General features: G+C 72.8%; 13 protein-coding genes. 7 read left to right on the top strand and 6 right to left on the bottom strand.

All coding sequences use genetic code 11. The features are described from left to right. Positions 1 to 26 precede the first annotated feature (26 nt). A complete protein-coding gene (locus ER308_RS17550) occupies positions 27 to 1,925 on the top strand; it encodes a phospho-sugar mutase (RefSeq protein ID WP_131156188.1) in 1,899 nt (632 codons plus the stop codon). Between the two features lie 747 nt (positions 1,926 to 2,672). Here ER308_RS17550 and folP read toward each other — a convergent pair. Next, positions 2,673 to 3,536 carry a dihydropteroate synthase gene (folP, locus tag ER308_RS17555; RefSeq protein ID WP_131156189.1) on the bottom strand — a complete coding sequence of 288 codons (864 nt, stop codon included), beginning with the start codon at positions 3,534 to 3,536 and terminating at the stop codon, positions 2,673 to 2,675. Between the two features lie 427 nt (positions 3,537 to 3,963). On the opposite strand from folP, the gene ER308_RS17560 reads away from it, so the two are divergent. The 5 genes from ER308_RS17560 to ER308_RS17580 all read left to right on the top strand — a co-directional run bounded on the left by ER308_RS17560 (position 3,964) and on the right by ER308_RS17580 (position 9,346). Further along, positions 3,964 to 5,037 (top strand): hypothetical protein, encoded by a 1,074-nt coding sequence (locus ER308_RS17560; RefSeq protein ID WP_131156190.1) that lies wholly within the window; start codon positions 3,964 to 3,966, stop codon positions 5,035 to 5,037. Positions 5,038 to 5,209: 172 nt separating this feature from the next. Then, on the top strand, positions 5,210 to 5,686 hold the full coding sequence (locus ER308_RS17565) for a DUF4129 domain-containing protein (RefSeq protein ID WP_131156191.1): 477 nt from the start codon (positions 5,210 to 5,212) through the stop codon (positions 5,684 to 5,686). Beyond that, positions 5,683 to 6,792: a DUF4350 domain-containing protein gene (locus tag ER308_RS17570; protein ID WP_131156192.1), complete on the top strand. Its 1,110-nt coding sequence runs from the start codon at positions 5,683 to 5,685 to the stop codon at positions 6,790 to 6,792. The genes ER308_RS17565 and ER308_RS17570 overlap by 4 nt, the downstream gene beginning before the upstream one ends. Positions 6,793 to 7,034: 242 nt before the next feature. Beyond that, positions 7,035 to 7,955 carry an AAA family ATPase gene (locus ER308_RS17575; protein ID WP_420826260.1) on the top strand — a complete coding sequence of 307 codons (921 nt, stop codon included), beginning with the start codon at positions 7,035 to 7,037 and terminating at the stop codon, positions 7,953 to 7,955. 86 nt (positions 7,956 to 8,041) lie between these two features. Continuing rightward, on the top strand, positions 8,042 to 9,346 hold the full coding sequence (locus tag ER308_RS17580) for a DUF58 domain-containing protein (protein ID WP_131156194.1): 1,305 nt from the start codon (positions 8,042 to 8,044) through the stop codon (positions 9,344 to 9,346). 117 nt (positions 9,347 to 9,463) lie between these two features. Here ER308_RS17580 and ER308_RS17585 read toward each other — a convergent pair whose 3' ends face one another. Continuing rightward, positions 9,464 to 10,513, bottom strand: a complete 1,050-nt coding sequence (locus tag ER308_RS17585; RefSeq protein ID WP_165492212.1) for a stage II sporulation protein M — start codon at positions 10,511 to 10,513, stop codon at positions 9,464 to 9,466. 81 nt (positions 10,514 to 10,594) lie between these two features. Between ER308_RS17585 and ER308_RS17590 the strand changes: the two genes are divergently transcribed. After that, positions 10,595 to 11,416: an RDD family protein gene (locus ER308_RS17590; RefSeq protein ID WP_165492213.1), complete on the top strand. Its 822-nt coding sequence runs from the start codon at positions 10,595 to 10,597 to the stop codon at positions 11,414 to 11,416. 248 nt (positions 11,417 to 11,664) lie between these two features. Here the strand turns inward: ER308_RS17590 and ER308_RS17595 are convergent, their stop codons facing one another. The 4 genes from ER308_RS17595 to ER308_RS17610 all read right to left on the bottom strand — a co-directional run bounded on the left by ER308_RS17595 (position 11,665) and on the right by ER308_RS17610 (position 15,141). After that, the gene (locus ER308_RS17595) at positions 11,665 to 12,438 is read right to left on the bottom strand and encodes an alpha/beta fold hydrolase (RefSeq protein ID WP_165492214.1); all 774 of its coding nucleotides are present in this window, start codon (positions 12,436 to 12,438) and stop codon (positions 11,665 to 11,667) included. A gap of 573 nt (positions 12,439 to 13,011) precedes the next feature. Then, positions 13,012 to 13,857 carry an alpha/beta hydrolase gene (locus ER308_RS17600; RefSeq protein WP_205745703.1) on the bottom strand — a complete coding sequence of 282 codons (846 nt, stop codon included), beginning with the start codon at positions 13,855 to 13,857 and terminating at the stop codon, positions 13,012 to 13,014. Between the two features lie 15 nt (positions 13,858 to 13,872). Then, a complete protein-coding gene (locus ER308_RS17605; RefSeq protein WP_131156198.1) occupies positions 13,873 to 14,694 on the bottom strand; it encodes a hypothetical protein in 822 nt (273 codons plus the stop codon). A 12-nt stretch (positions 14,695 to 14,706) separates the two neighbouring features. Continuing rightward, positions 14,707 to 15,141 (bottom strand): DUF3151 domain-containing protein, encoded by a 435-nt coding sequence (locus ER308_RS17610; protein WP_131156199.1) that lies wholly within the window; start codon positions 15,139 to 15,141, stop codon positions 14,707 to 14,709. Positions 15,142 to 15,206: the final 65 nt, after the last annotated feature.

Here is a 15,206-nt window from a genome sequence, read left to right on the forward strand (position 1 = left end):
CAACTCCAGCGAGCGAGGAGTCGGTGATGCCCGAAGAACGCCCCGAGTCCGGTGGGCCCGTCCGACCGGAACCAGGAGCCGCCGAGGGAGCCGTCGAGGCGGCGCCCGTGGGCGGGCTCCACGAGCGGGTGCGGGCCTGGATCGCCGAGGACCCCGATCCCGTGACCCGCGAGGAGCTCAGGGTCCTGCTCGAGCGGGGTGACGACGCCGCACTGGCGGCGAGGTTCGAGGCGCCTCTGGAGTTCGGCACCGCCGGGATCCGCGGTGCGCTCGGTGCAGGTCCGGCCCGCATGAACCGGCTCGTGGTGCGCCGGGTCACGGCGGGGCTCGCGGCCCGGCTTGCGGTGGAGGCGGCGCCCGAGGGTCAACGGGTCGTCGTGGGCCGCGACGCGCGCCACCAGTCGGAGGCGTTCGCCGAGGAGACGGCGGCGGTGCTCGCGGCCGGCGGGTTCGAGGTCGTGCGGCTCGACGGCGTGGTCCCGACCCCACTGCTGGCCTTCGCCGTCCGGCATCTGGGGGCCTCGGCCGCGGTCCAGATCACCGCCAGCCACAACCCCCCGCAGGACAACGGCTACAAGGTCTACTGGCACGACGGGGCGCAGATCGCTCCGCCGCTCGATGTCGAGATCAGTGAGGCCATGGACCGGGCCGCTGCGCCGGGTGCCTTGACGATCCCCGAGGACGCCGCGCCGGCGCCCGATGCCGACGCGACCGGTGAGCTCCGTCGCGCCTACCACCGCGCCGTGCACGGACTCGTCGAGCACTCACCCGACGCCCCGCCGGTGACCGACGAGGTGCGGGCCGCTCGGCGCCGGTTGCGTATCGTCGCCACGCCCCTGCACGGCGTCGCCGGTGCCGATCTCGTCTCGGTCCTCACTGCGGCGGGGTTCGACGACGTCCGGCTGGTGGCGAGCCAAGCCGATCCCGATCCCGACTTCCCCAGCGTCGCGTTCCCCAATCCCGAGGAGCCGGGCGCGCTCGACGCGGCCCTCGACGAGGCGGCCGCCGTGGGAGCCGACCTCCTGATCGCGACCGATCCGGACGGGGATCGCCTCGCCGCCGCGGTGCCGCCGGCAGCCGCCCCTCAGGAGGTCGCCGGTGAGGAGGCCGCCACCGACGCCGCGGATCCCGGGAACTGGCGACGCCTGTCCGGGGACGAGTTGGGCTGCCTGCTGGCCGAGGACCGGCTCGCACACGGAGCCGGGCCCGAGCGGTACGTCGGTACCACGGTCGTGTCGAGCCGGCTGCTGGCACGGATCGCGGCGCACCACGGCGTGGCGCACGCGGAGACCCTGACGGGGTTCAAGTGGCTGGCTCGCGTGGCTGCCGAGCAGGCCGCCGCCGGGTACCGGCACGTGCTGAGCTATGAGCAAGCGCTCGGGGTGATGGCGGGGGACGTCGTCATGGACAAGGACGGGATCAGCGCCGCCTTGCTCCTCGCCGACCTCGTCGCCCGCCTCGCGGACGAGGGCCGCGCGGTGCCCGACGCCCTCGATGCGTTGGCGCGACGGCACGGACTGCACGCGACCGGTGGCCGCTCGATCCGCCTGGATGAGCAGGGGGGCGACACCCTCGTGGAGGCCGCGCTCGGACGCCTGTGCGAGCAGCCTCCGGCCGAACTGGCCGGTGTGAGGGTCGAGGCGCTGGTCGATCACCGGGAGGGTGCGCGATACCAGCTCGGAGCGGGAGCCAGCACGTCGCTCGGCACACCGCCGACCGAGCTCCTGGCACTCGAGCTGGCGGACGGCAGCCGCTGTCAGGTGCGCCCGTCGGGCACCGAGCCGTTGCTCAAGTGCTATCTCGAGGTGGTCGAACCGGTCGCCGATGGCGAGGCGGTCGCTGTGGCCAGAGCGCGGGCCGAACAGCGCCTCGCCGCAGTGGACGAGGGCTTCCTCGATGCGCTCGGCCTCGCGCCGCGAGGGTGATCCCGGATCGACGCTGAACCGCGTTGAGGCGACGCTACCGGGGGCCCCGGGTCGTGCCCGTGCGCATCGAGGGTGTGAACTTGCGGCCGTGCCATGGCGGCTGTCCGTGGGGTCGGGGCTCGCTGCGTCCGGAGGGCAAGCGGGCGAGTAGGCGACTACGCCTGTCCGCGTGCCGACCGCGGCCACGGCCGTGTCGCTGAAGCGGAGGGGCGCAGCCGGGGATCCCGGGGATCGATCGTGGGTGTTGCATGCGACGTCAGCTCCTTCTCAAGCGTGTTGAATCCGCTGATCCTGACCGTGCGCCAAGGGTCGGTGACCGCAACGTGATCTCTGTCATCGGCGAACCCGATGGCCCCCATGGGCGGAGGGTCTAGCACACCCGCGCGCCGAGACCGTCAGTCCCCCGTCAGGTGGATTGGGTGACCGGGCCGGCCGAGCTGGGGTTCGGATCGCCCCGCGCTCCTCGATTCCGGCGTAGGAGCGCTCTCGGCGCCCCCTGCGGCCTGGCCGCCCCGTCGTGCAGCGGACCATCGGGTTGGTCGCCCGCGGCGCGCGCCCCGTGCACGCTGTCGCCCGCCCCGCGGATCGGTCGTGGGCCGTTGATCGCACCTCCGTCGGGGTAGTGAGAGCGATTGCGCCCTCGGTCGGATCGTGTCGGGCTGCGTGACGGCATCCCGCCGGCAACGCGTCCCATTGGGGATTCGCCCGGGGAGAGGCCGCGAGGGCGGCCGCTGATACAACCGTCGCTCAGTCGAGGCCACGCATGGCCGAGAGCGGCGGTTGCCAGCCGAGGATGGCCTCGGTCGCGCGCAGTGCCCGGACGGTGGCCGTGGTGTCGTGGACGCGCACCATTCGAGCCCCGAGCTGGGCGCACAGTGCGGCGCAGGCGAGACTCGCCTCCAGCCGCTGTTCGGGCGGGAGTCCGCCGATCGCCTCCCCCAGGAAGTCCTTGCGCGACAGGGAGACCAGCACCGGATGGCCCAGCGTGACCAGCTCGGGAAGTCGACGCGTCACCTCGAGCGACTGGAAGGTCGTCTTGCCGAAGTCGTGTCCGGGGTCGACGAGCAGCTGTTGGCCGTCGACCCCGCGTTCCCGTGCCACCTGCGCGAGGGCGGCGCAGGTGCGCACCACGTCGGTCGTGCAGTCCGGGTCGTACGACGGTCGGAAGGGTCGCGTCCGTGGTGGCCCACCCGGGTGCATCACGACGAGCCCCGTGCCGGGGCGCGCCGCGACGATATCGGCGATCTCCGGCTCGACGAGGCCGGACACGTCGTTGACGAGCTGTGCGCCGGCATCGAGTGCGGCCGCAGCGACCGATGCCCGGGAGGTGTCGACCGAGATCGGCGCGTCCGTGCGCTCCCGCACGGCCTCGACGAAGGGAACGATCCGCTCGTGCTCCTGTTCGGGTGTCACCGGTTCGCCCGGTCCGGCCTTCACCCCCCCGACATCGATCAGGTCGGCGCCGGCCCGCACGTGCGCGAGGGCCTCGTCCACGGCGGTGTCCAGCGGGAACGTGCGGCCTCGGTCGAAGAACGAGTCGGGGGTGCGATTGACGATCGCCATCACCGCGACCCTGCGCCGCAGGTCGAGGTCGTGCTGGCCGAGTCGCATGCGGATCCTTCGCGTGGTGTGATCGGTCGGAATCCTCCCGCGGGAGGATCGGTGCGCGCCTGCGCTGCCGCTATCCTGCCCCCGCGGCGCGAGGCCCGCGCCGTCCGACGATGCGTGAAACGGGGGAGCCGTGAGCGACCCAACGAGCGGCGGGCGACCGACCGACGACGAGGGCGGTTCACCACGGTCGCCCGACCAGGGCGGGGATCCGAACTGGGGCGGGCAATCCAGTGGGGATCCGAACTGGGGCGGACAATCCAGCGGGGATCCGAACTGGGGCGGGCAATCCAGCGGGGATCCGAACCGAGGCGCACCGCCGATCGGCGGTGCTGAGCCCCGATACGCGACGCCGCCGTCTGGTGGCTGGGCGCCCCCACACGGAGGCGCCGCGCCCCCCGGTTCACCGAGCGCGGGTGGTTCGCGGCCGATGTCGGTCGGCGACCTGCTGGACGGCACCGTGCGCACCATCCTGCGGAACTGGAAGACGGTGTTCGGCGTCGCCGCCGTGGTGTTCATCCCCTTCAACATCGTCTACTTCGGACTCGGCGTGGATCCGGGGGCGATGCCGCTGGAGGAGTTCACCGATCCCGTGGAGCCCGGACAGGACCCCACGCAGATCGTGAGCCCCGCGGAGCTCGGCGCGACGTTCATGCTCGCCCTGGTGCAGACGATCGTGATCAGCCCGTTCATCGCGGGCGCTGTCGTGTACCTCATCGGACGTGACCAGGTCGGTCAGGACACGGGCGGCATCGGAGCCGCGCTGGGTGCGGCCGCGAGGAGACTCCACGTGCTCGTCGGCGCGCGCGTCCTGCTCGCGCTGGTCGGTCTGATCCTCGGGTTGCTCCTCGTCCTGTTCTTCGGGGTCCTGGTGGGAGTGGGTGGCCTCGTGGGCGGCCTCCTGCTGATCCCGCTCGTCCCGGCGGCCATCTTCGGCCTCGCGGCGTTGTACGTGCTGTTCGCGATCGTCACGCCGGCCGTCATGCTCGAGGGGCGTGGTCCGCTCAGCGCGCTCGGTCGCTCGTCGGAGCTCGTGCGCCGCCGCTACTGGCCCACCCTCGGCCGCGTGTTGCTGTTGGTCCTCCTGTACTGGGTGTTGACGCTCGTGCTCAGCCCGCTCCAGTTTGTCGGCATGTTCACCGGTGCGGCCGGGAGCGCGATCGTGATGACCGTCACCGAGGTGCTGGTGACCCCCTTCCTGCCCGTCGCCCTCACCCTCGTGTACCTCGACCTGCGCGCACGGACCGAAGGTACCGATCTCGCGGCGTCCTACGGTGGCGGGCCGCCTCGGCCCTGGTGGGAACAGCCCGGTTCCGCCGGGGGTTGGGGTGCGCACGGTCAGCAGGGGTACGGCCCGCCGTCCGGTCAGCAGGGGTACGCGCCGCCGTCCGGTGAGCAGGGAAGCGGGTCGTCACCCGGTCAGCAGGGCCAGGGGTGGGGCCGGCGCCCACCGGGCGAGAGCGGCGGCCCATCAGGGGATCCGCGAGGAGGCGGCTCTGGCTGACCTACCTCAGCCGTCGCGGGAGTCCGACGAGGCTCGGAACACCGCCGACGAGGTCCTGGCGCGGCCGGAGTACTCGGACGCACAGCCGGGGCTGCTCGAACGGATCTGGTGGACGATCGTCGACGCGCTCCTCGAGCTGATCGACCGTGCGGCCGGCGGGGACGTCGCTGCGATGTTGGGTCTGCTCGTGCTCGCCGGCGGCATCGTGTTGGCGGTGGTTCTGCTGGTGCGCGCCCTGCGGCGCGTGCGGGCCTCCACCGGCACGCGCGCACGCGCCGACACGCTGGAAGGGCGAACGGCCGCGTCCTGGCGCTCCCTGGCCGAGGCGCACGAACACGACGGCGAATGGCGCGATGCCCTGAGGTGCCACTATCGGGCGCTGCTGGCCGAGCTCGTCGCCGCCGAACGCGTCGAGGAGGTACCGGGACGCACCCCACGCGAGTACCTCGCGGCAGTCTCCGAGGACGCCCCCGCGTTCACATCTCCCCTGGAGGCCGCCACCGACGCCTTCGAAGCCGCCTGGTACGGGCACCAGCCGGTCGGGCCGGACGATGTCGAGGACGTTCGGGCACGCGACGCCGAGATCCGAGCGCTGCTCGGCTCCACGACCGCGGCACGCGGCACCGTCGGGACGGGAGCCCCATCGTGAGCCGGCGCGGGTGGATCATCGGGGTCCTGCTGGTCGTGGGCCTGGCGGTGGCGGGCTGGTGGGGGGCGCGCGACGCCGACGAGGAGCCCCTGCAGCCAACCTCCACCGGGCCGATGGGCACGCAGGCGGTCGTCGACGTGCTCGACGAGCTCGGCGCGGACGTCGACGTCGATCGTGAGGTCGCCGACGACGTGGACGCGGCCCTGCTCCTCGCCGACGACCTCGAGCGCGCCGAGCGCGAGGCGCTCGAGGGGGCGGTGCAGGCCGGTGCCACCCTGCTCGTCACCGATCCCGGCAGTGAGCTGGCCGCCGAGATGGAGACCGACGTCGCCGTCCCCGGCGGAGGTGTGACGCTCCAGCCGAGCCCCGACTGTCCCGTCGCGGCCTTCGACGGGATCGGCGGGGTCCGCGCCAGCGGCTTCCCCTTCGAGCCCGACGACGGCGAGGTCGGTTGTTTCCCCGTCGACGGCGGCCCGTGGCTCGTCGTGAGCCCGGAAGGAGAGGGCCGTGTCGTCAGCGTGGGCTCGTCCGAATGGCTGGTGAACTCCCAGCTCACCCGAGCCGACCACGCCGCGCTCGCCGTCGCGATCCTGTTGCCGGGGGACGAGGCGCGGGTCACGGTCCTGCCGCCGGGCGAGCTCGCGCTCGAAGGCGAGGGCATGGGTATCGATGGGGTTCTTCCGCTCGTCCCGGGCTGGGTGTGGGCACTGCTCGCACAGGTCGTCGTCGCAGCACTCGTCGTCATCGGATGGCGAGCCCGCCGGCTCGGAAGACCGGTGAGCGAGCCCCAGCCGGTCGATCTGCCCGGATCCGAGCTCGTCGTCGCCGTCGGTGAGCTCTTGCAGGTCAGCGGTTCCGCGGCACACGCGGCTCGGCGTCTGCGTGCGGACACCGCGACGCAGCTGCGCCAGCGCCTCGGGCTCGCGCCCGACGCCCCGCCCCGGGAACTGGCCGCCGCCGCAGTGGCCGCCGGTGCCGACCCCGACCAGGCCGAACGCGCCTTCGTGGCGCCCGAACCGGAACAGGACGCCGAACTGCTGCGCCTGGCCCGCGACCTCGAGGACGTGCGCGCCGCGGTCGAAGGCCACGCGCCCGCCCTCACGTAGGCAGCCGTCCCCCAGTCACCTCACGTAGGCAGCCGTCCCCAGCGCCCTTCCGACCCCCATCACCCCCACAGGAGGTCCCCGTGTCCGAGCACGAGCACGACCACCCGAGCGCACCGGGTCGAGCCTCCGGTCTCCCCGACCCGGATGCCTCCGGTCCCCCCGACCCGGATGCCTCCGGTCCCCCCGACCCGGATGCCTCCGGTCCCCCCGACCCAGGACAAACGCAGGAGGTCCTCGACCGGGTGCGCGCCGAGGTCAGCAAGATCGTCGTCGGCCAGGAAGGCGTCGTCACCGGGCTCCTCACGGCGTTGTTGGTGCGCGGGCACGTGCTGCTCGAAGGAGTGCCGGGCACCGCCAAGACCCTGCTCGTCAAGGCCCTCGGTGCCGCTCTCGACCTTGACAACTCCCGGGTGCAGTTCACCCCCGACCTCATGCCGAGCGACATCACGGGGCAGACGGTCTTCTTCCAGGAGACGGGGGAGTTCCGGTTCCGCAGCGGACCGACCTTCACCAACCTGCTGCTCGCGGACGAGATCAACCGCACGCCCCCGAAGACGCAGTCCGCGCTGTTGGAGGCGATGCAGGAACGGCAGGTCACCGTGGAGGGGGCCCCGCGACCGCTGCCTGACCCGTTCCTGGTCGTCGCGACGCAGAACCCGATCGAGTACGAGGGGACCTACCCGCTGCCGGAGGCCCAACTCGACCGCTTCCTCCTCAAGCTCGTCGTCGGCTACCCGAGTGCCGAGCAGGAACGCGACATCGTGCGCCGCCACCACCGAGGCCTCGATCCCCACGACCTCGCGACCGCCGACATCCGTCGCGTCGCGAGCCCGGCCGACCTGACCGAGGCGCGGCGCGCGGTGCAGGCCATCGAGGTCGAGGATCGGGTCAGCGACTACCTGGTGGAGCTGTGCCGGGCCACGCGCGAGTCGCCGCAGGTCATCCTCGGGGTGAGTACCCGCGGCGCCACGATGCTGCTGCACGCCGCCAAGGCGTGGGCGCTGCTCGCCGGCCGCGGGTTCGTCACCCCCGACGACGTCAAGGCCGTCGCCACTCCGACGCTGCGTCATCGGCTGCAGCTCCGCCCCGAGGTGGAGCTGGAGGGTGCCACCAGCGACGGAGTGCTGGCGGGCGTGCTGGAACGAACGGAGGTGCCCCGCTGAGCTGGGAGCGGTTCCTGCGCGCGGTTCCGGTCCCGACTCCGCGCCTCGCATTCGTCGCGGTTGCGCTCGCTCCGTTCGCCGCGCTGTTGGGAGCGGTCACCGACGTCGCCTGGCTCACCTGGTGGCCCGCGCCGTTGGGGTTGTCGCTGGTGCTCGTCGGCATCGCGGTGATCGACGCGGCGCGAGCTCCGGATCCGGCGAGACTCTCGGTGAGCCGTGAGCTCCCTCCGGTGCTGACCCTCGAAGCGGAGGGCCGGATCGTCTGGCGCGTCCACAACCCCGTCGGCCACCGGGTGCGCACGGGGATCGCTGACGCCCTGCAGCCCTCGCTGCGGGCCGGTCGGCGTCGGGTCAGCTTCGAGCTCCCCCCGCACGGCCGGGGAGGGATGGAGACGCGCATCCGACCCGAGCGGCGAGGTCGGTTCGAGCTGGGACCACTGACCGTGCGGGTGTACGGTCGGCTCGGTCTCGCTGCCCGGCAGGCGACCCAGCACGTCCCGGGGGAGTTGCGCGTCTACCCGCCACTGCGTTCGCGCAACGTCGCCGAGCAGAAGCTGCGGTCCGCGCAGCTGCGCACGGGCCTGCGTTTGGCGCAGGGCGCGGGCGCCGGCACCGAGTTCGAGGCGCTGCGGGAGTACACCCGCGACGACGAGTTCCGCCACATCGACTGGGCCGCGACCGCCCGCGTGGGCAAGCCGATCGTGCGGACCTTCCGCCCCGAGCGGAATCAGACCGTTCTCGTGCTGGTGGACAGCGGTCGGACGATGGCCGGTCAGCTCGCCCTGCCCGACGGCCGGGCGCGGCTCTCCCGGGGCGACCCGTGGACCGTGCCCCGCCTCGACCACGCCATGGACGGCGCATTGGCCCTCACACGGGTCGCCACTGGCCTCGGCGACGCGGTCGGCCTCGTCGCGTTCGCCGATCGGGTTCGCGCGGTGCTGCCCCCTCGTGGCCACAACGACCAACTGCAGCGCGTGGCCGCGGCGTTGCACACGGTTGATCCGGTCCTCGACGAGAGCGACTATCGCGGGGCGTTCGTGGAGGCGCTGGCTCGATTTCCTCGGCGTGCCCTCCTCGTGGTCCTCACCGAACTCGCGGAGGAGCCGATGGCGGCGACCCTGCTGCCGGCACTGCCCCTCGTCGCTCGCGATCACCTCGTCGTCGTCGCCGGCATCCGCGATCCGGAGGTGACGACGTGGGCCCGGATGCGCCCCGACGACGCCGACGGCGCCTACCGCAAGGCGGCGGCTGCGGCCGCGATAGACGAGCGCCGCCGCAGTGCCGCGCGTTTGCGCGGGGCCGGTGCCCGGGTCGTCGACGCGACCCCCGACGAACTCGCCGCCCGCCTCGCCGATGTCTATCTCGACACGAAGCTGGCGGGCCGTCTCTGATGCGGCTAGCGCCCTGAAGGCGGTCTCCGGACGAAGCTGGCGGGCCGTCTCTGATGCGGCCAGCGCCCATGAACGCGGTCTCCGGCGACGGCGTGCCGGGCTCGCCGCATCCGGGCGTCAGCCAGCCGCGGTGGCGGGACGCACGGATGCGGCGGGTTCGGGTCGCTGCCGCCGCGGCGCGATCGGCTCCTCGCCGATCGCGCCCGTCAAACCGGCCTTCGCCGCGCGGGGACCGAGCACCACCGCGTACAGCACGAACGCGAGCCACGCGACCGCGCCGATTCCGACCCGTACCCAGGCGGGCCACTCGGCGCCCGTCACGAACCCCTCGATGAGCCCGGCGACCGTGAACGCGGCGATCAGGGCGATGACGATGCTCACCGCTCGCCGGCCGGCCTCGCGCAATGCGACCGAGCGCGGCCGATCACCCGGATCGATCAGCGCCCATCCGAGGTGGATGCCCGCGCCGCCGGCCACGAAGATCGCGGTCAGTTCCAGCAGTCCGTGCGGCAGGATCAGCGTCCAGAACTGCAGTTGTTCGCCGCCGGCCGCCATCATGCCCCATGCGCCGCCGACGCTGAGCCCGTTGAGCACGAGCACGTAGGCGCTCGGGAGCGCGAGCAGCGCCCCGGCGCCGAACGCGGCGATCGCGACCTGGATGTTGTTCGTCGTGACCACCGCGCCGAACTGCGTCGACGGCAGGTCGGTGTAGTAGTCGGCGAACTGCTCCTCGACGTAGATCTCGCGCAACTCCTCGGGCGCGAACGCCTGCAACGCCTCCGGGCTCTGGGTCAGCCAGAGTCCGAAGGCGGCGGCGGGCACGACGAACAGCAGGGTCGAGACGGCGATGGCCGGTCGCGCCAGCCACAGCGCGGCCGGGACCGTCTGGGTGAAGAAGCGCGCGGCTTGCCGCCATGACGCCACGCGGCGTCCGTGCAGCAGCGAGCTCGCCTGCCCGACGAGCGACGAGAGCTCGGTGACCAATCCGGGGTCGGCGTAGCGGGCGCGCGCGAGGGAGAGGTGCGTGCCCACGCGTTGGTAGAGGGCAGTGAGGCGCTCGAGCTCGTCGGGTGAGAGCGAGCGCCCGTCCCGGCTCGCGCGGCGCAGCAGGTCGCGCAGCTCCTCCCACTCGTGTTCGTGCATACGGATGAACCCGTCGATGGTCATGATGGCAGGATAGATGCGGAACGGGCGCGGGCGCTGCCGGGCCCGGACGGCCATCGCCGAGCGACGCAGGAGACCACACCAGTGGCGAGTGATCCGAGCACGCAGCGCGCGACCGCGGGTGTCCCGTTGCCCACCGACGGCGTCGGTGGCGAGGTCGTCACCCCCGAGGCGGTGCGGCTCGGGTTCGCGGACGCGACGATCGCCACGCGTGGGATCGCCGCGATCGTCGACTTCCTCATCATGGGTGTCCTGATGCTGGTAACGCAGCTGGCGGTGGTCTTCGGCGGACCGGCACTGGGCGCCGCCGAATGGCTCGGCCCGACCGCAGCGATCGTCCTCGTGTTCCTCATGCTGTTCGGCTATCCGACCGCGTTCGAGAGCCTGTGGCGAGGCCGTACGCCCGGCAAGGCGATGCTCGGGCTGCAGGTGCTGACGGTCGAAGGGTCGCCGATCGGGTTCCGTCACGCCGCGATCCGGGCCGCGATCGGACTCGTCGAACTGCGGGTGACCAGCGGCCTGATTGCGGTGATCGTGAGCGTGCTCTCACGCCGGGGCCAGCGGCTCGGCGACCACGCGGCGGGGACCGTCGTCGTGCGGGCGCCCTCCGCGCGTCGCCGGGTGCGGGCCATGGTCGTCGACGTGCCCCCCGGCCTGGAGGGATTCGCGCACCGGCTCGACCCCACTGGCGCGACCGGTGAGGACTACCGGGCGGCGCGCACCTTCCTCGAGCGCCGGGAACAACTCACGGCACAGGCTCGCGCGGACCTCGCGAGCCGGATCGCGTCGGAGGTCGGTCCGCGAGTGGGCGTGGTGCCGGACGCGCGGGTGTCGGCCGAGGACTTCCTCGTGTGCTTCGTTGCCCGGTACCAGCAGCACGAGCAGGCGCGCCCCGACGGTGCGTAAGGTACCCCGGCCGCGCCGGACCCATCGGCGGGCGGTGGCCCGGGGGCTCGGGGATGCCGGCTCGGGCGGTCGCTAGGCCGGCAGCGGTCGGGTGAGGTCGGCAACGCTGCGGGCAGCGGTCGGGTGAGGTCGGCAACGCTGCGGGCAGCGGTCGGGTGAGGTCGGCAACGCTGCGGGCAGCGGTCGGATGGTCGGCAACGCTGCGGGTAGCGATCGGATGGTCGGCAACGCCGCGGCAGCGGTGGCCGCTACGTCAGGAACTCAAGGACGCGCGCGGCGATCCCGTCGGGCTGTTCGAGCGCCGCCCAGTGCGATGCGGTGGGGACGACCCGCACCTCCGAGACGGGGATCTCCCGGTGCAGCTCCTCGGTCATCGCGATGGGCGTGGACCGGTCGTGGTCGCCGACGAGCAGCAGCGTCGGCTGCCCGATCGCCGATCGGTCGACCTTCGGTGCCTTCGCGAGCGCCCGGCACGACTTCGCGTACTGTTTGGGGTCGTTGCGCAGAAACATGCTGCGCAGCAGCCCGGTGACCTGCGGCAACTTCGCGTGCGTCCGGGAAGCCAGGGCGCCGGACACCCAGTCGTCGACGAGCGAGTCCATGCCCTCGGCCTCGACCTTGTCAGCGCGTTCGTTGTAGGCCTGCTGCATCGGCGGTTCGAAGTAGCTGATCCCCCCGAGCAGCACGAGGTGGTCGACGCTCTCGGGCTTGTTGACCGCGAGGTGTTGCGCGACCAGTGAGCCGAGTGAGTGGCCCACGAGCGTGACCGGTGGCAGCTCCAGGGCGGAGATCAAGGCCTCCACGTCCTGTGCCCAGGTCTTGACCGAGAACGCCCCCTTGCCGGCGTCGCTGCGTCCGTGCCCTCGCAGGTCGAGCGAGACGACGTGGTGGTGCAGGGCCAGCGCCTCGGTGACCCCGTGCCAGACGTGGAGGTCGCCGCCGAGCCCGTGCACGAGGACGATCGGTGGGCCCTGCCCCTGACTGGAGTAATGGTGCGTGACGCCGTTGAGTTCGAGAAACATCGCCGTTGCTCCGTTCTGGCTGGTGTGGTCTGGGCGGGCGGCGCGCGACGCCGTCGGCTCGGTCTGCGTCGCGGCGGCCTGGCCCGCAGGCGCCGCGCAGGCTAGCCGACAAGGCGGCAGCGGACACGCTGGTGGCCACGCCCTTCGGGCGATGGGTGGTTCGGAGAGCAGGGCCGCGTCGGCGTGAAGCCGCATCGTGCATCACTGTGGTCGGGCGGTGTCGCGGGGCGTTGTGGCCGGGGGTGTCGTGGGCGGTGATCGGGCGGTGTCGTGGGTGGTGGTCGGGCGGTGTCGCGGGGCGGTGGCCGGGGGCTGCAGCCGATTGTGTTCGTCGTTTCCGAGCAAACTCTCGCGACAGACCGACCATGTCGATCCGGTGCAAGCTGACGGCGAGGAGGGTCTGCAACCTGGGGCGGGATCTTGCGCTTAGATGAGCATGTCGATCGGGCGCAGCGCGGCGCGTCCGCCGACCGCGCACCGCTCCCCACCCACCGTTTCCTGCTCCGGCGAGAGCCCCTGGGTGTCCCACCGTCCCCGGGTGCGTGCCGCCCTCAGCGTGTCGAGGGTCGCGCGTCACCCGTCGAGCGCATCGACCGCGTCGCGGACCGCGGCGATCACCTCGTCGCCGTCGAGCAGTACCGCGTCGTTGTGGTCCGCGCCCTCGATCGGCCGGTGGCCGACGAGGTTGCGAGCCTCCCCGGCCACCTCTCGGCTGAGCTCCGCCGGTACGATCCCGTCGTCGGTGCCGTAGGCCACCGCGACCGGGACATCAAGTCGCGCCACGCGCTCCGCGACGGGGTAGCGGTCCCGCAGGAGCGTGCGCACCGGCAGGAACGGATAGTGCTGGCGGCCGACCGCGGCGAGATCCGTGAAGGGCGAGCGCAACACGAGCGCGCCGACCTCCCGCTCGGTGGCGAGTTCGGTGACGACGCCGGTCCCGAGGCTCTCACCGAACGCGACGACGCGGCCGGGATCGTGTCCCCGCTCGTGGACGAGGTGGTCATGGGCGGCCCGGACGTCGCGGGCGAGGCCCTCCTCGGTGGGTGATCCCTCGTTGCCGCCGTAGCCGCGATAGTCGAACAGGAGCACCGCGAGGTCCTCGGCGGCCAGTCGCTCGGCCAACGGGGCCCGCAGGCCGCGATGTCCCGCGTTGCCGTTGGCGACGAGCACTGCCGCGCGGGGCTCGTCGGGCGCGAGGTACCAGGCGCCGAGGTCCAGGCCGTCCTCGGTCGTGAGCACCACCTCCTCCGCTTCCGGGAGCCGTTCGTCGGCCGGCGGGACGTCCGCGGGCATCGGCAGGTAGATCAGCCGTCGCTGGAACCCGGCGGCCAGACCGATGACCACCAGGGCGATCGCCAGCACGACGACGACCACGCGCACCACCCCCTTCACGGCTTCAGGGCTTGCTGGTCGAGCCATGCGGACCAACCCGGGCTACTCGTCGAGGCCGTCGGAGCCCGACTGATCGTCCGCGTCCTCGCCCTCCTCCAGATCCTCGCCTCCCTCCAGCCGCGCGAGGTCGTCCAACGTCGGGAACCCCCCGGAGCCCTCGGGCGCGTCGGGGGCGGCTCCCGTGCCCGCGAACTCGGCCGCCGGTGGGTGGGCACGGCCGGCCGGATCGAGCAGGTGCGCCCCGCGACGCCCCGAACCCTGCAACGTTTCGGGCGCGCGTTCCCGCAGGCCGGATAGCAGCCGATCGAGCGGTGGCCACCAACGACCGGCGTCGAGTCGTGCGAGTACCGGCGGGGCGGGCGGCGCGGACACCGGCACGACCCGGTGGGGTGCGGTGCCGTGCAGGATGCCCAGTACCCAGTGCCGCAGGGTCGGCGGCCAGGTGTCCGGTTCGACGGCCAGGTAGTAGTCGGGCAGCTCGAGCGCTCCGGCCCGCCAGCGCCGCAGCGTGTCGGCGACCGCCACCTCGAGCTCGCCGTGTCCACCGAGCCGATCGAAGAAGCGCCGCCAGGCCCACGCCACGTCCTCGAGCGGGTCGAGGCGCTGGACCGCGTACGGCGCGCGGGTTCGCGCGGCCTCGGCCAGCACCGCCGCGGTTCGGTGCGCCGGGTCGCTCGTGTTCACCACAGGGAGGTCCGCGCCCTCCCCGGCGCCACCGGCGGGACTGCTGGACGCGTCGGCCTCGTCGGCGGGCACGTCGATGCGCCGCACGTTGCGGGCCGTGGCGAGTGTCGACACCGCCCGTTCGGCCTCCTCGTCGGTGGCGGCGAGGACCGCGATCACCGTGGTGCGCGCCGAGAGCACGCCGGGCCTCCTTTACCGACGCGGGTCGAATCGTCCACCGGGGTCGAGCTCGACGAGGAAGTGCTCGCACCGGAGACGCTCGTCCTCCTCGCCGATCTGACGAGCGGCGCGCCGCAGTGCGTCCACGCTGTGCACGAACCCGACGTTGGGCTCGTGGTCGCTCGGCACCGGCCCCTGGCCCTTCCAACCGGCCTTGCGGAGCGCGTCGAGGCCGCGGTGGTGACCGGTGCGCGCGAACGCGTACGCCGCGACGGGATCGCCCTCTTCGAGCGCGTTCTCGGCGAGCTCGGCCCATGCGGCGAGGAACGTCGGGTGGACGGCCACCACGCGCCGAAGGGCGGCGCGGGGGTCGTCGGCGGTGCGTGCCCGCTCGAGGGCGACCGTTGCCTCCTCCGGGGGCGGGTCTAGGTGGGTCGGGTTGACGCCGTGCATCGGGAGATCACTCATACCCGCCGTTCTACCGCGCGGGTCCGCTGTTCACCTGTGTCGGCGCGAGAATCCAGGGGGAGTAA

Origin of the sequence: Egibacter rhizosphaerae, from assembly GCF_004322855.1 — a bacterium.
GTDB lineage: Bacteria > Actinomycetota > Nitriliruptoria > Euzebyales > Egibacteraceae > Egibacter > Egibacter rhizosphaerae.

Bases quoted from the DNA above. Each gene is read 5' to 3' on its own strand.
- ER308_RS17585 (WP_165492212.1), bottom strand. From the start codon at position 10,513: ATGACCATCGACGGGTTCATCCGTATGCACGAACACGAGTGGGAGGAG.
- ER308_RS17560 (WP_131156190.1), top strand. From the start codon at position 3,964: ATGTCGGTCGGCGACCTGCTGGACGGCACCGTGCGCACCATCCTGCGG.
- ER308_RS17565 (WP_131156191.1), top strand. From the start codon at position 5,210: ATGTTGGGTCTGCTCGTGCTCGCCGGCGGCATCGTGTTGGCGGTGGTT.
- ER308_RS17550 (WP_131156188.1), top strand. From the start codon at position 27: ATGCCCGAAGAACGCCCCGAGTCCGGTGGGCCCGTCCGACCGGAACCA.
- ER308_RS17595 (WP_165492214.1), bottom strand. From the start codon at position 12,438: ATGTTTCTCGAACTCAACGGCGTCACGCACCATTACTCCAGTCAGGGG.
- ER308_RS17600 (WP_205745703.1), bottom strand. From the start codon at position 13,857: ATGGCTCGACCAGCAAGCCCTGAAGCCGTGAAGGGGGTGGTGCGCGTG.
- folP (WP_131156189.1), bottom strand. From the start codon at position 3,536: ATGCGACTCGGCCAGCACGACCTCGACCTGCGGCGCAGGGTCGCGGTG.
- ER308_RS17610 (WP_131156199.1), bottom strand. From the start codon at position 15,141: ATGAGTGATCTCCCGATGCACGGCGTCAACCCGACCCACCTAGACCCG.